General features: G+C 61.5%; 11 protein-coding genes. 4 read left to right on the top strand and 7 right to left on the bottom strand.

Going from position 1 to position 13,488, the window contains the following annotated elements; all coding sequences use genetic code 11:
• Positions 1 to 390: 390 nt before the first annotated feature.
• From ACV4UY_RS04960 to ACV4UY_RS04950, 3 genes are all read left to right on the top strand, one after another.
• Positions 391 to 828: a type IV pilin protein gene (locus tag ACV4UY_RS04960; RefSeq protein ID WP_491606543.1), complete on the top strand. Its 438-nt coding sequence runs from the start codon at positions 391 to 393 to the stop codon at positions 826 to 828.
• 98 nt (positions 829 to 926) lie between these two features.
• Positions 927 to 2,756, top strand: coding sequence for a magnesium transporter (mgtE, locus tag ACV4UY_RS04955; RefSeq protein WP_491606542.1), 1,830 nt, complete (start codon positions 927 to 929; stop codon positions 2,754 to 2,756).
• Between the two features lie 63 nt (positions 2,757 to 2,819).
• Positions 2,820 to 3,818, top strand: a complete 999-nt coding sequence (locus tag ACV4UY_RS04950) for a CorA family divalent cation transporter (RefSeq protein WP_491606541.1) — start codon at positions 2,820 to 2,822, stop codon at positions 3,816 to 3,818.
• 198 nt (positions 3,819 to 4,016) lie between these two features.
• Here the strand turns inward: ACV4UY_RS04950 and mgtE (ACV4UY_RS04945) are convergent, their stop codons facing one another.
• On the bottom strand, positions 4,017 to 5,414 hold the full coding sequence (gene mgtE, locus ACV4UY_RS04945) for a magnesium transporter (protein ID WP_491606540.1): 1,398 nt from the start codon (positions 5,412 to 5,414) through the stop codon (positions 4,017 to 4,019).
• A 63-nt stretch (positions 5,415 to 5,477) separates the two neighbouring features.
• Positions 5,478 to 6,875, bottom strand: a complete 1,398-nt coding sequence (gene mgtE, locus ACV4UY_RS04940) for a magnesium transporter (protein ID WP_491606539.1) — start codon at positions 6,873 to 6,875, stop codon at positions 5,478 to 5,480.
• Positions 6,876 to 7,504: 629 nt separating this feature from the next.
• On the opposite strand from mgtE (ACV4UY_RS04940), the gene ACV4UY_RS04935 reads away from it, so the two are divergent.
• Positions 7,505 to 8,356 carry a universal stress protein gene (locus ACV4UY_RS04935; RefSeq protein WP_491606538.1) on the top strand — a complete coding sequence of 284 codons (852 nt, stop codon included), beginning with the start codon at positions 7,505 to 7,507 and terminating at the stop codon, positions 8,354 to 8,356.
• Between the two features lie 263 nt (positions 8,357 to 8,619).
• On the opposite strand, the gene ACV4UY_RS04930 is transcribed toward ACV4UY_RS04935, so the two are convergent.
• The 5 genes from ACV4UY_RS04930 to flhF form a co-directional block, all read right to left on the bottom strand.
• Positions 8,620 to 9,771 (bottom strand): flagellar hook-length control protein FliK, encoded by a 1,152-nt coding sequence (locus ACV4UY_RS04930; protein ID WP_491606537.1) that lies wholly within the window; start codon positions 9,769 to 9,771, stop codon positions 8,620 to 8,622.
• A gap of 117 nt (positions 9,772 to 9,888) precedes the next feature.
• On the bottom strand, positions 9,889 to 10,389 hold the full coding sequence (locus tag ACV4UY_RS04925; protein ID WP_491606536.1) for a hypothetical protein: 501 nt from the start codon (positions 10,387 to 10,389) through the stop codon (positions 9,889 to 9,891).
• Positions 10,386 to 11,180, bottom strand: a complete 795-nt coding sequence (locus tag ACV4UY_RS04920; RefSeq protein WP_491606535.1) for a FliA/WhiG family RNA polymerase sigma factor — start codon at positions 11,178 to 11,180, stop codon at positions 10,386 to 10,388. Before ACV4UY_RS04920 ends, ACV4UY_RS04925 begins: the two co-directional genes overlap by 4 nt.
• A gap of 5 nt (positions 11,181 to 11,185) precedes the next feature.
• Positions 11,186 to 12,136, bottom strand: a complete 951-nt coding sequence (locus ACV4UY_RS04915; RefSeq protein WP_491606534.1) for a MinD/ParA family protein — start codon at positions 12,134 to 12,136, stop codon at positions 11,186 to 11,188.
• 133 nt (positions 12,137 to 12,269) lie between these two features.
• Complete coding sequence (gene flhF, locus ACV4UY_RS04910; RefSeq protein WP_491606533.1) at positions 12,270 to 13,469, bottom strand: flagellar biosynthesis GTPase FlhF; 1,200 nt, start codon at positions 13,467 to 13,469, stop codon at positions 12,270 to 12,272.
• Positions 13,470 to 13,488: the final 19 nt, after the last annotated feature.

Below are 13,488 nucleotides of genomic sequence, written 5' to 3'. Positions count from 1 at the left end.
AAAGAAGAAAATCAAGCAAAATCCGGACCGGAAATTAACGTTAGATCGCAATTTATCATAATCTGGGAGTTTGTGAAATATTTTTCACATTTATACCTTAAATGGTTGTGCTGCATCGCAAAATAATTATAAAATTCATATATCTCCACACCCCGATCCAATCCTCGAAAAAAATACGTGGCCGCTGTCGTCCCAACGAAATCTTTCCTTGACAAATCATTCCATCTATTAAAGAATATTTCGAGTTGCTCCATCGTGATTCACCCTGTCCAACCCCCTGGATCTCTCGGAAAATCAGCCTGACCCAATCCGTCGCAACCCAAACGGTTGTGAAATAAATTTATTTTATTTTGGACATCATAAACTTAAGATGTCAACGGAGCTGCCATCATGAATACCTCGATGATCGTCATCCTGGGACTGATCCTCGCATCCCTGATCACCGGCGTCGGTGTCTACGACTACCGCTACAGCCAACGGCTGGCGCAAACCGCCAAAATCGAAGAACAACGCGCCGATGGTCGCGACGCCCTGCTCGATCTGGCCAAACGCCAGGAAATTCTCTTCGCCAGATCCAAGGCCTACACCACCGATCTGGCCGCCCTCGGCTATGCGGATGTCGCGGATCTGAGCGTCTTCTCCCCCAAAAAATTCTACAAACTGGTGATCCTTTCCGCCGACGAGAACACCTATGCCCTCGCCGCCGAACCCCAGGACGAACAGCTCGCCGACACCAAATGCGGCGGCCTGACCCTCACCAAGCAGGGCATGGCCAAAAACGCGCGCGGCCCGGACGGCACAGCCTGCTGGCAACCGCCGGAAAGCTGATCCCACGCGCCACGAACATCTTCCGGAGCCCCTCTTTCGGCTCCAGGAAGGTCACTCCCGGTATCCACACCCCTTTCATCCATCCCTTGGGAGGCGCCATGGCCCAGGATCGCATCGGCGTGATGCTCGAGACGGTTTCCCGTCTGCACCGCAAACAATCGTTGCCCCATCTGGAAAACCTGCTCGGAAAAACCTCGGACACCGATCTGATCGCTCTGTTCAAGATCATGCGCGACGAGGAGAGCGCACGCATCCTGCCCCTCCTGCCGCGCGTCAAGGCGATCCGGGTGCTGCGCGCCCTCTCCACGGATCAACGGGCCCACCTCGTCTCCCTGGCCGAAATCCGCGAGATCCTGCCGATCCTCGAAGAACTGCCCCCCGACGAGTTGAACCAGCTGGCCAGTCGCGTCGAAAAAAACAAACAGGCCCAGATTCAAATGCTGCTCAGCATGCGGCAACGTCCCACCACCCTGATCGACGACCGGATGATGGGACGCTCCGCCGAGGATGGCGCCGACGCCACATCGAAGAGCGAATCCAGTCCAAGCGTCGAGAAAACCACTCCGAACGAGCGCGCACCGCAAAATCTCGAAAAGGCCCAGATGTTGTTCGAAAACATCCAGACCTTCCACGCCAAGGCCGCCAACCGCACGCTCCAGAACATCCTGGCCAAGGCCTATCCCGCAGATCTGGCCTCTGCCTTCGAAATGTTCCCGCCGGAGATCGTTCCGGAACTGTTTCTGCGGATCCAGGAGAACGATCAGCGCGCCAAGGTGCTGGGTGAACTCGGCGAAGCGTTGCAACAGGCGGTGGTCGAGGCCTGTCGCCTCGAATCGCTCCCCCCGGTGGTCGCCCGCATGGCCCCGGACAAGCGCACCGATCTGTTCAGCCACCTCGACAAGGAGGTGGCCGAAAAAATCATCGCCCAGCTCGATCAGGAGACCAAGACCGAAATCGAAAACCTCCTGCAATACCCCCCGGAGAGCGCGGGCGGCATCATGACCTCGCAGTTCTTCGCCCTGCCCGAGGATACCCTGGTCTCGGAGGCGATCGCGGCGGTGCGCACCCTGCCTACCTACGAGATGGTCTTCTACCTCTATGTCACCGACGAATCGGGACGCCTGACCGGGGTCAGCTCCCTGCGCCAACTGCTGCTGGCCAACCCGCGCAAACCGCTGCGCGAGATGATGAACACCCGCGTCGTCCAGATCCATACCCACGCCCCCCAGGAGGAGGTGGTGGAGATCGTCCGCCATTACCGTCTGCTCGGCATCCCGGTGGTGGATGAAATGGGGGTGATGGTTGGTCTGGTGACCGTGGACGACATCTTCCCGGTCTTCCAGGAAGAGGTCACCGAGGACATGCTGAAAATGGCCGGCGCCCACAGCGACGAGATCGAGGCCGACTCCTCCCTGCCGATCGTGCGCATCCGTCTGCCCTGGCTGATGCTGGTGTTCGTGGGTGGCGTGACGGGGGTCGGCATCTACCACTATTTCGAACAGGAGGTGCTGGAGATGATCTCCATGATCTACTTCCTGCCCGTGGTCACGGCCCTGGCCGGCAATGTGGGCAACCAGTCGGCCACCGTGGTGATCCGGGGGTTGCGCACCGGCGAAATCAAGGCCAATGCCTTCTGGAAAGTGTTCCCGCGCGAGGTCGGCGCCGGGTTCCTGATGGGCATCCTGGCAGGTGTTCTCCTGGGAATCACCGCCTACATCCTGTTCCGGAACATCGATCTGGTGCAGGTCGTGGCCACCGCCGCCACCCTGACCATCACCCTGAGCAGCATCCTCGCCACCACGGTGCCTCTGCTCCTGGGACGCAAGGGCGGGGATCCGACCGCGCTGACCGGCCCGATGCTCACCACCATCATCGATGTCTGCGGAATCGCCAGTTACTTCCTGATCGCTCACATTTTCATCGATTGACCGTTGACTTGACGGATCCGCATCGAAAACTCTCCAACCCACGGCAACGAATGGAGGCGCGCCATGAGCAGTGAAGCCGGATCGATCTACGCCTATCAGATCGACAAACAAGGCAAGGCCCAGGCCATCGGATGGCACGAGATCCGCACCTGGAAACCGGAAAACGGCTACTTCTGGCTGGTGAGCCGCCCGGAAGGGGAAGAGACGCGCCGCTGGTTGCAAAACGAAAGCGGACTCGATCCCCAGGTGGTCGCCACGCTCCTGCACGACGACAACCGCCCGCAAACCACCTTCACCGCCGAGGGAACCCTGATCACCCTGCGCGCCGTGAACCAAAGCCGCGTCAACGAGGATGACGACGACCTGATCGGCGTCAACATCTGGGTGGACCAGACACGCATCATCGTGATCCGCATGAAGAAAATCCTGGCCTGCGACGACGTGCGCAACGAACTCAAGGAGGGGCAGGTTCCCCGCGACACCGGGGAACTCTTCTCCCGGCTCATGGACCGGATCATGACCCGCCTTGGCCCCTTCACCAGCCGCATCGACCACGAACTCGACCTGCTGGAAGACCGGATCCTGCTGGCGGCCAAGATCGGCACCACCCAGCAGGAGCTTTCGGTGATGCGCCACCGCATCATCACCGCGCGCCGTTATCTGATGCCCCAACACGGGGTGCTCAGCTCGCTGTACGGCGACCGCGCCTTCTGGCTCTCGGACCCCTGCAAGCGGCAACTGCGCGAGGCCAACAGCCACATCAACCGCGCCATCGAGGACATCAACTCCTGTCGCGAGCATGCCGCCCTGTTGCAGGACGAGATCATGGCCCGTCTCGATCGCAACATGAACCGCACCATGAAGATCATCGCAGTCTTCACCGCCTTCCTGTTGCCGATGAACGCGGTGACGAGTCTGCTGGGCACCAACATCGAGGGGATTCCCGGCCAGGCCGGCACCAACACCCCGTATGGCTTTCTGTTCGAATGCATCGGACTGTTCGCGCTGATGGTGCTCTGCTACCTCGTCTTCAAGCGGTTGAAGTGGTTCGAGGAGGATTGAGACACGACGCCAGACAAAACGGTTCGCACCCGACCGGTCCCATCGTCGGTTTTCCCGCCCGCACGATCCGAACCAACGCGCCAAACAACGCCCGATCCCCGACGCACACGAAAAAGCCCACTTCGGTTTCCGAAGTGGGCTTTTTCGTGTGCGGACCACCGACCGTCCCCGCGCGCGGGACGGTCACGACGGCACGCGCTACAGTTTGAACACCATGAAGGCCACGGTCAGATAGTTGATCGAGCCCACCATGTCGATGAAGGCCAGCGCCAACGGCCCGGCGGCCACCGCCGGATCCGCGCCGAGACGCTTGAAAAAGAAGGGCAACGACATGGCGATGGCCGCCGAACAGGTGATGCTCAACAGCATCGCGATGCCAAGCGTGACCGAAAGCAGCGGATTCTGGAAGATCAGATACGAGGCCCCGGCCAGACAGAGACCATACACCCCCCCTTGAATGATGTTGATGCCGAGTTCCTTGAACAGCAACCGGAAAAAATGGGCGTTGTGGATGGTGCCCAAGGCCAGGCCGCGCACCACCACGGCACCGGTCTGACTCCCCGCGTTGCCCGACATGCCGATGACGATCGGGAAGAAAAAGGCCAGTTGCACCACCTTTTCCAAGGTCTGCTCAAACCCTTCCAGGATCGCCGAGACCAGGATGTAGGCGATGAAGGCGGTGATCAGCCAGGGAACGCGGGTCCGGAAGATCTTGAACGGCGACTGGGCCAGGACATTGGTATCCTTGGAGCCGATACCGGCCATCTTCAGGATGGAATTGGTGTTCTCCTCCTGGATGATCTCGATGAGATTGTCGATGGTGATCTGTCCGACCAGCACGCCGAATTCGTCCACCACCGGCATAGCCAGCAGGCGATAGCGGCTGATGAGGTTGGCCACCGTGCCCTGGGGGGTATCGACATGCACCTTGATCAGACGGGTCTGGGTGAACTCCCGCAAGGTCTTTTTCGGATCGGCCACGATCAGACGCCGCAGCGAGCAGACACCGATCAGCCGCTGCATGTCGTCGAGGACATAGAGATAGAAGATCGCGTCGTGGGAAGAGAGTGCCTGGATCGCCAGGATGGCATCGCCGGCGGTGGTCTGATCCGACATGGCGATGATGTTGGTCTCCATGAGGCTGCCGGCGGTTCCCGGCGTATAGATGATCTCGTCGCCATCCCCGGAGGATTTTTCGAAGCGGTTCAATATCTGGGAGAGCCGCTCGGCCACCTCCGGATCCAGACCGGTGAGGGCCATCTGCCGCACCTCCGGCGGAAGGGTGTCGAGGATGGTTCTGATCTGTTCGCCGGGACAGTTGGAGACCACGTAACGACGATGGTCGTCATCGAGTTCGGTCAACACCTGCGCGGCATGCTCGGGAGGGGCGATCCGGCAGAAAAGTTCCATGGCGCGCGGGCCGGGAAAGCCGTTCAACACCTCGCCGAGGTCGGCGGGCTTGAGTTTGCTCAACAGTTGGGTCAAATGGGCGGTCGCCCCGCGCCGGTGCAGACGCACGATCGCCTCGGCGATGTTGCTGTTCTTGGGGGCGGGTTTGGCCGCTGCCTTATTGTCATCCAGAACCATCATGGCCATGGCGGAATCCTCATCGATTTCAAGAGAGTCGTTATCGAGTCGTCGAAAGGGACGAAAGCGGTCTCACAAGCCATAGACCGCCGTGGCGATCAACAGATAGTTGATCACCCCGAGCACATCGACCGTGGTCAACACATAGGGGCCACCGCCCACCGCCGGATCATGCCCCATTTTCTGGAGCAGCAAGGGCAGACTCGAAGCGATCACCCCGGCATAGGTGATGTTGCTCAGGATACTGATCCCCACCACGAAGGCAAGCGTCGTGCTCTTGAAGACCACCAGCGCGTAGCCGGAGAGACAGGCGCCGTAGAACAGACCGATGAGAACGCCGGTCTGGGTCTCCTTGAAGAGGAGCGCGAAGTAGTCGCTCACCTGGATCACGCCGGTGGCCAGACCGCGCACCGCCACCACGGCGGTCTGACTGCCGACATTGCCGGCCATGCCGAAGATCATCGGCATGAAGAAGCTCAACTGGATCACCTTGGACATGGTATCCTCGAAATGACCCAGGATCCACGCCGCGGCCAAACCGCCCAGGAATGGCGCCACCAGCCAGGGAAGCCGGGTGCGCGCCACGCTGGTGATCGATTCGGAGAGCAGGCTGAGTTTATGTTCGGCATCGGCGCCCACCGATTTCATCATCGATTCGGTATCCGCGTTTTGAATCACATGGATCAGATCGTCCACGGTGATGATGCCGCGCATCACCCCCAGATCGTTGACCACCGGGATGGCCATGAGATCCATTTCGGTGACGATCTTGGCGGCCTCGGTCTGGGGGGTATCGACGTTCACGGTGTGGACCCGATCGTCCATGATGTCGCGCACCAGGCGATCCGGAGGGGAGAGAAGCAGCCGTTTCAACGAGCTGACGCCGATGAGCCGCTGCTGTTCGTCGAGCACGTAGACGTAGAAAACGAACTCGTGGTAGTCCAGATCGCGCACGGCCTGCAGCGCCTGCTTGGCGGTGGTGGTCTCCTCGATGGCGAAGAACTGGGAGTTCATGATGTGACCGGCGGTATCCGGAAGGTATTGCAGCAGGGTCTGCACCTCCTTCTGGGTCTCCCGGTCCAGGGCATTCATGATGTGTTGGCCGACCTCGGGATTGAGCTGACCGAGAATGTGTCCGCGGGTATCCGGCGGCAGGCTCTCCAGGATCGGCACGACGCGTTCCAGGCTGCACACCGAAATGATGTGGATCTGGAAATCCTCGTTGAGTTCCTTGAGGGTTTCGCCGGCGTGCTGGGGCGCGGTGATCAGGTGGAAGATGTCCGCCGCCTCGTCGAGATCCTCGGAGGTGTTGATCACCTGGGCGATATCGGCGGGCAGGAGTTTGTCGAGAATGCGCGAGAGCTGGGCAGTGGCCCCCTTGCGGTAGAGGCGACGGATCATCTCCACGAATCGGGGGGCTTGACCGGTCTCCATGGGTGCTTGCGGTTCGTCAACCACGATCATGCTCATGTCGCGTCCTTCCTGGCCAAGAATGGAATATCCGATGAACGAAAGAAACCTTGCATGATGGGGGGATCCCCCTCACCCCGACCCCGGACCTCCCTTGCGGGCATTCCAGAGTCAAAAAGGGTGGCGGGAGGTTTGGGACGCACCGATGCGCAGAGCTGCCGCGTCAAAGAAAAATGCACGCGACAACGAAACAAACGCACTCTCGGAAGTTATTGCGGAGCAATAACCCTTTTTCAGGAAGCTTTTGGAAACAGGATCCCTGACGAGACGTTCAATCAGGTTTGGGAATGGACTCTGGCGGGCTTTGCAAGGGAGGGGGAATGCGGATGGCGGAACGGATTCAGGCCATGTCACCCTCCTGACGGCGCGTCAGAGTCACCAAACTCGGTGCGTCCACATACCCTCCGTTAAAAGTTAATACTTTTCACAGTTTAGCAAATCATGGGGATCATGTCAATAGATTCTGTTAAGATTGTGAAAAAAAATTCTCTGAATTGAGACAAAACCAGAACAGAAACTTGAACTGCCTGGATGCCATCTGCTATTCTGATGGCCAGAATACCGATGAACCGTAAATAACAACTACTATTCAATCAAGCAAACAATACGAATCAAGAAAGAGGCACTCCATGATCGACACCGATGTCGCGATGACGGATCCCTGCAAAGTCGTGCTGCTGGCCACCGACGGGTCGGAATTCTCCGCCGGGGTTGAATCCGTGGGCCTCGAACTGGCGCAACACAGCCAATCCCATCTCCACATGCTCCGCCTGCTCCTGGCCGAACCCGGCACCGACGCCTCGATCGTCGAAGAACAGGATGCCAACCTCAAACTCGATCAGATCGCCAACCAGTGCCTGGCCACCGGCATCGAGCACTCCCGCCTGATCCGCCCCGCCGAGGATCCCACCACCGGCATCCTGACCGCCGCACGGGAGATCAACGCCCAACTGGTCATCGTGGGCCGACGCGGACGCCGGGGACTGGCCAAGAACAACGTCGGCGAAGCCACCACCAAACTCCTCGACAAACTGGAGTGCTCGGTCCTGGTCGTGCCGCGCCTCTTCTCCTTCTGGAGCAGTGGCGTCCTGCTGGTGATCGATCCGGACGAAACCGCCGGCGACCAGGCCGCCCTGGTGGCGATCCGCCTGGCCCACGGGGCCAACATCCCCTTGACCATCCTGCTGGTCGTGGATGAAAAGGATGAAGCGTGTCGCGATGCCAATCTGACCGTCAACCGACTGGTGGCCCTGGCGCAACTGCACGGGGTGACCGCCGAAGGACTGGTGCATGGCGGCGATCTCGACGAGGTGGTCCTGGAGGTGGCCCGACAACGAACCGACGACCTGATCGTCTGCGAACCGCGTGACCGTTCCATGTTCGACCGGCTTTTCAACATCAACGATCTGGTGAAGCTGATCGGCAAGGCCAACTGCCCGGTTCTGGTGGTCAAGGGCACCCCAAAAACCGATCAGGCGTGAACCACGAACCCCACGCCGCCTCTCGCGCTTGCAGCGCCCGCGACACACCCGGCGCGCCGCTCCTTCATCGAACGAGCGGGCGTTGTCGCACCATCCGGGGGATCACTTCGGGCAGCGCATCGGCCTCACCGGAACGGTCTCGAGTTCCGGGGTAAGATGGACGTTGGTGGCATGAAGGACGCCTGGGATATCCCTGCCTGACACCAAAAACAATATTCATTATCAGACAGATCATTGTATCCAAAAAAACGATTGAACCATCCTCACGCCTCGGTATGAAAACCGCTCCCCAGGCCGAGGAATCGGGCCCGCTCGGCCTGCATGCCGCCCGCGCCGAGCATGGCCAGATCGAGGGAGTGGAGCGGTACGCCGGCTTCCAACAAGGCGCCGCGCAACGCCCCCACCCCACCGCGCAGCGCCACCAGCGAGGCCTCCTCCTGGGCCGAAATCGCCACCCGCACCATCCCCGCCCCATGCTCGAGCCGGGCCTGCACCATGCCCATGCGGGTCATGTTCAACGACAGCAGCACGGAGAGCAGCGACCCGTCCCCGGATTTCCCATCCTTCCGGCGCCGGTCGCGTTCGCGGCGCCACACCGCCTCGCCCAGTCCGCCATCGTTCATCCAGAACAGACGATAGCCCAACAGATAGACCCCCTCCTCCGGTGAGGCCGCCGCCTGGGGGAGGATGTGCTGCAACGCCAGCAGATCCCCGAGCCGCTGCAAGGCATGACGCGCGCCGGCCACCTCGGCGGTCACCTCCTCGCGGGTGGCCGGGGTGACGTTGCTGGCGGTCCGGGTCGGCTCGTGACGCAGATGTTCGGCGGCCTGACGCACCAGCCGCACCGCGTCCGCCACCTCCTGGCGACTGCCGGCCTCGAGCACCCGCGTCAACCCGGCGAGATCCCCTTTCATCAGATCGCCCAGTCCCACATTCGGCAGGGCCCGTTGCAGCACCCCGGCCAGGGTTTCGCGACCCGCCACCAGCACCCCGGAGCGTCCGCCCGCCAGCAACGCCGACTCCCCCGCCGCACCGGTGGCGCCACGGGCCAGACCCGAAAGCACCATCAGCCGTCCCAGCAACTCCGGCCCGCGCGCCAGACTCTGTTCGGCGGTCTGGGCAAGTTGCACCGCCCCGCCCGATTCGCTCGCCACCAGCCGCACGCTCACCTCCGGGGTCAGGCGGGTTACCTCCAGGGTCACCTGTTCACCGGGTTGCAGGGCGCGTCCACCGGAAAACGCAATGCCGGAACCATTGGGAAAACGGATCACCCCCTGGCCATCCGCGCCCACATTCGCGACGCGACCGACCAGCATCTGGCCTTCGAAAAGTTTCGGAATGTCGGGCGCGGAGAACGGGGTGGAGGAGACAGGGCCGCTTTCGCCGGGGGATGGCGGGATGAAGGAGAGAATCATCGCGGACCGGGGGTTGGGACAAGGAGGAGTTGGTCAGGAGGATGCGTCCGGAAGCCGGGGTCCGTGGGTTGAGTCAGACCCCCGGACCCCGAAACGACGAACAATGCGGGTTACCCTTTAATCGCGCTCATCCTGCTGGTTGCGGTGGAGACGCTTGAGCAGACTCACCTCCTCGACCGCCAGACCGGTCTCGGTGACCACCCGATCCTCGTCCACACCGTTGGAAAGCAGCAGACGGGCCTCGCGATAGGCATCGGACATGCTCGCGGGCTGGCCGGATTCGGTCATCTTGGCGGAATGCCCCATGGGCATGCCCATCCCCATGTTGCCCGGATTGGGACGGGACATGTAGTGCAGATCGGCCTGGATCCCCTGGAGATCCTTTTTCAACTGCTCGGGAATGGTCCGGATCGCCTCGCCGAGACGTGCCTCCAGAGCGGCGACCTCGCGATGCATGGCATTGATGCACTCGGCAGGATCGAACGGCTCCACATCCGGCTCGGAGGGCGTGGTGGCCCTGGTCTCCTCGCGCAGCTTCTGCACCTGCTGGAACACCATGAAAACGGCCAAATAAAGGACCAGGAAACAGACGACAACGAGAAGATTCCAAATGTTCACGAGATTCGCCCCAATACCCGTTTCATCCGCGCCCGCATGCGCATGGCGGCCTTGCTGTGCAGTTGGGAGATGCGCGACTCGGTGAGTCCGAGCACCTCCCCGATTTCACTCATGGTCAACTCTTCGAAATAGTACAGCGTCACGACCAGTCGTTCCTTGTCCGGCAGGGAGGAGATCGCCTCGGAGAGGGCCAGACGCAACTGTTGCAGGCCGATGCTCTCCACCGGATCGATGATCTCCGGATCCGCGAGCATCTCCAAAACGTCCCACTCCTCCTCGTCCAGGGAGGGGCGCAGGTCGTCGAAGGAGAGAATGGCGATGCCGCGCACCGCGTCGAGATTGCGATAGAATTCATCCAGGGTCAGGCCGAGATGGGCGGCCACCTCCTGATCCTCGACCGACTTGCCCATCTGCCCTTCGAGCAGCAGATAGGTCTCCTGGATATGGGCCGCGGTCTGACGCACCGCACGCGGCACCCAGTCCATGGAGCGCAACTCATCGAGAATCGCGCCGCGCACCCGGAATTCGGCATAGGTCTGGAACTTGATGCCCCGATGCGGATCGAACTTGGACACCGCGTCGATGAGTCCCAGGATCCCCACCTGGACCAGATCGTCGATGTCCACCGATTGGGGGAGCTTCATCGAGATGCGGCTGGCCACGTACTTGACGATCGGCGCGTACTTGAGGATCACCTCGTCACGACTCAGCCCCTCCCAGGTCGAGCCCTGATCGTTGTCCGCCGGATCCTTGGGGCTTTCCGCCCGTTTCTGGGTAACCGCCGCCACCATGGCCCCTACGACTCCGAATGCATGAGCGTATCGTCGAGCAGACGCCGCCAGAAGAAGATCATCCGGCCCTCCTCGTGACGTTTCTCGCGCCACAGACGCATCAGGCTGGTGGCGATCTTCTGGAACGATTTGGAAACCGGCGCCTCCGGATGGGTGATGGAGACCGGTTTCTGCACCCGCACCGACTGGGCCAGAAGCGCGTCCTCGGGGACCGAACCCACGAAATTGAGCACCACGTTCAAGAACTTGTCCGCCACCTGCGCCAGGGTGCGAAAGACATCCTTGGCCTCGGCCTCGTCCCGCGCCTGGTTGACCACCAGGTCGAAATGGGAGGCGCGATGGTTCAGAAACAGCACCTTCATCAGGGCATAGGCATCGGTGACGCTGGTCGGATCCGGGGTGGCGATCACCATGATCCGCTCCACGGCCAGCACGAAAAAGCGGACGTTCTCGGAGATGCCGGCGCCGGTATCCACCAGCACCACGTCGAAATCGGCGTTCCAGCGGTCGATGTGATCCATCAGGGAGAGCTTCTGCTCCTCGGTGAGCGCGGAGAGTCCGGCCACGCCCGAGGCCGCCGGCAGGATGGTGATCCCCTCCGGTCCCTGGATCGCCACCTGGTCCAGGGTCAGGCGATCCTCGAGCACGTCCTGGATGGTGAATTGCGGCGCCTCGATGCCCAACACCACGTCGATGTTGGCCAGGCCGAGATCCGCGTCGATCAGGAGCACCTTGAGTCCCTGGCGGGCATACTGGATGGCGAGGTTGACCGTGATCAGGGTCTTGCCGACGCCACCCTTGCCGCTGGTGATGGCCATGGTGTGAGGTACCTTGCGTTGCGACAACTCCTCGTTCACCGGCGGGGCGGAAAGCGCGCCCTTGACCATCCCACCCGCCTTGCGGCGCTCGGCCAACTCTTTCAACGTCGCGACTTGATTGTCCAGGTCCTTGATCATGACTCCCCCGCCACACCGCCATCCCGTTGATCGGGACCCGCCGGTTCAGCACGGAAAAAGGGTGAATTTCTTTTCATAACTCACAAGTTCTAGCAATTCGCATTCCAAGCGTGAAGCGGGCATCTCCACCCGATCACTGTTCCAGATCGCGCTCTTCCAGAAACCAGCGCGCCATGGTCTTGGGCGACATCCAACCGAGGTTCTCCGGCACCCGCTGGCCATCGGTATACATGGTCAGGGGCAGTCCGGCGCGCACCGCCACGTTGAGGATGCCGCCGTAGGTGACGGTCTCGTCGAGCTTGGTGAAGATCAATCCGGTCGGTTTCAACACCGAAAAGCGCCGGAAGATCGCCTGTTGCTCGGTTTCACGCACGTTGGCGGCCATGGTCAGGATCACCTCGCGGTCATCCCCCATGATCGGCAACAGCCCGGCGGTGGAGTTGACCTGACGACGGTTGTAGGGGCTCGAGCCCACGGTATCGACCAGCACGAAATCGCAGCGGTTGAGCGAATGCAGCCCGGCCTTCACCTCCGACAGGGTGCGCGCCACCACCAGACGCACCTGCAACAGCTTGGCATAGGTCTCCAGCTGCGCCACCGCGCCGACACGGAAGGTGTCCAGGGTGATCATGCCCACCGAACGCTGACGGTTCAGGATCAGATCCGCCGCCAGTTTGGCGAGCGTGGTGGTCTTGCCGACCCCGGTCGGACCCACCAGCACGATCACCCGCGACTTGCCATCGAGGGGATCGCGGAACTTCAAGGTCCGGGCAAAGGCCACATCCAGGCCGCGCTCCTTGCCGGTCTGATCCATCATGGCGATCTTGCGGGCGATCGGCTCTTCCACGCCATGCATCAGCATGGTGCCGTAGTGACGCTTGCCCATCATGTCGAGTCCCGAGGCGTCGCCCACGATCGGGAACTCCGGAGGAAGATCCCCCAGGGTCGGCACGATCGGCGTGGGCATCGGCATGTCGGCATCGCGTCCGCGCGCCGTCGGGGCCACTGGCGCGACCCGAGAGGTGGACCGCTCTGCGGACCGGGCCATCGGACGGACCGGTGGTGCCTCATCCCCGTCCATGTCGATCGGATCATCCACCACCGCCGAGAAGCGTCCCGCCTCGGCGCGCGCCGCGCCTCCCCCCGCCGCGGACTGGGCCGCCGGGCTCGGGCAGGCGGTCACCTCGATCATCGTCTTGCCCATGGCCAGACCACCCGGTCCCTTCTCCCGGATGCTGCGGGTGGAGAGAATCACCGCGTCGGCGCCAAGTTGATCCTTGACGATCTGGAGCGCCTCGCGCATGTCGCGCGCCTGAAATTTGGAAATGTTCATGATACGGTCGGATCCTTGA

Source organism: Candidatus Magnetaquiglobus sp. (genome assembly GCF_058402785.1).
The sequence above is the reverse complement of the archived record's forward strand: the minus strand, read 5'-3'. Positions and strand labels throughout refer to the sequence as shown.

Excerpts from the sequence above, each read along its gene's own strand:
- ACV4UY_RS04930 (WP_491606537.1), bottom strand. The coding sequence starts at position 9,771 with ATGATTCTCTCCTTCATCCCGCCATCCCCCGGCGAAAGCGGCCCTGTC.
- ACV4UY_RS04920 (WP_491606535.1), bottom strand. The coding sequence starts at position 11,180 with ATGGTGGCGGCGGTTACCCAGAAACGGGCGGAAAGCCCCAAGGATCCG.
- ACV4UY_RS04950 (WP_491606541.1), top strand. The coding sequence starts at position 2,820 with ATGAGCAGTGAAGCCGGATCGATCTACGCCTATCAGATCGACAAACAA.
- mgtE (WP_491606542.1), top strand. The coding sequence starts at position 927 with ATGGCCCAGGATCGCATCGGCGTGATGCTCGAGACGGTTTCCCGTCTG.
- mgtE (WP_491606539.1), bottom strand. The coding sequence starts at position 6,875 with ATGAGCATGATCGTGGTTGACGAACCGCAAGCACCCATGGAGACCGGT.
- ACV4UY_RS04915 (WP_491606534.1), bottom strand. The coding sequence starts at position 12,136 with ATGATCAAGGACCTGGACAATCAAGTCGCGACGTTGAAAGAGTTGGCC.
- mgtE (WP_491606540.1), bottom strand. The coding sequence starts at position 5,414 with ATGGCCATGATGGTTCTGGATGACAATAAGGCAGCGGCCAAACCCGCC.
- ACV4UY_RS04935 (WP_491606538.1), top strand. The coding sequence starts at position 7,505 with ATGATCGACACCGATGTCGCGATGACGGATCCCTGCAAAGTCGTGCTG.
- flhF (WP_491606533.1), bottom strand. The coding sequence starts at position 13,469 with ATGAACATTTCCAAATTTCAGGCGCGCGACATGCGCGAGGCGCTCCAG.
- ACV4UY_RS04960 (WP_491606543.1), top strand. The coding sequence starts at position 391 with ATGAATACCTCGATGATCGTCATCCTGGGACTGATCCTCGCATCCCTG.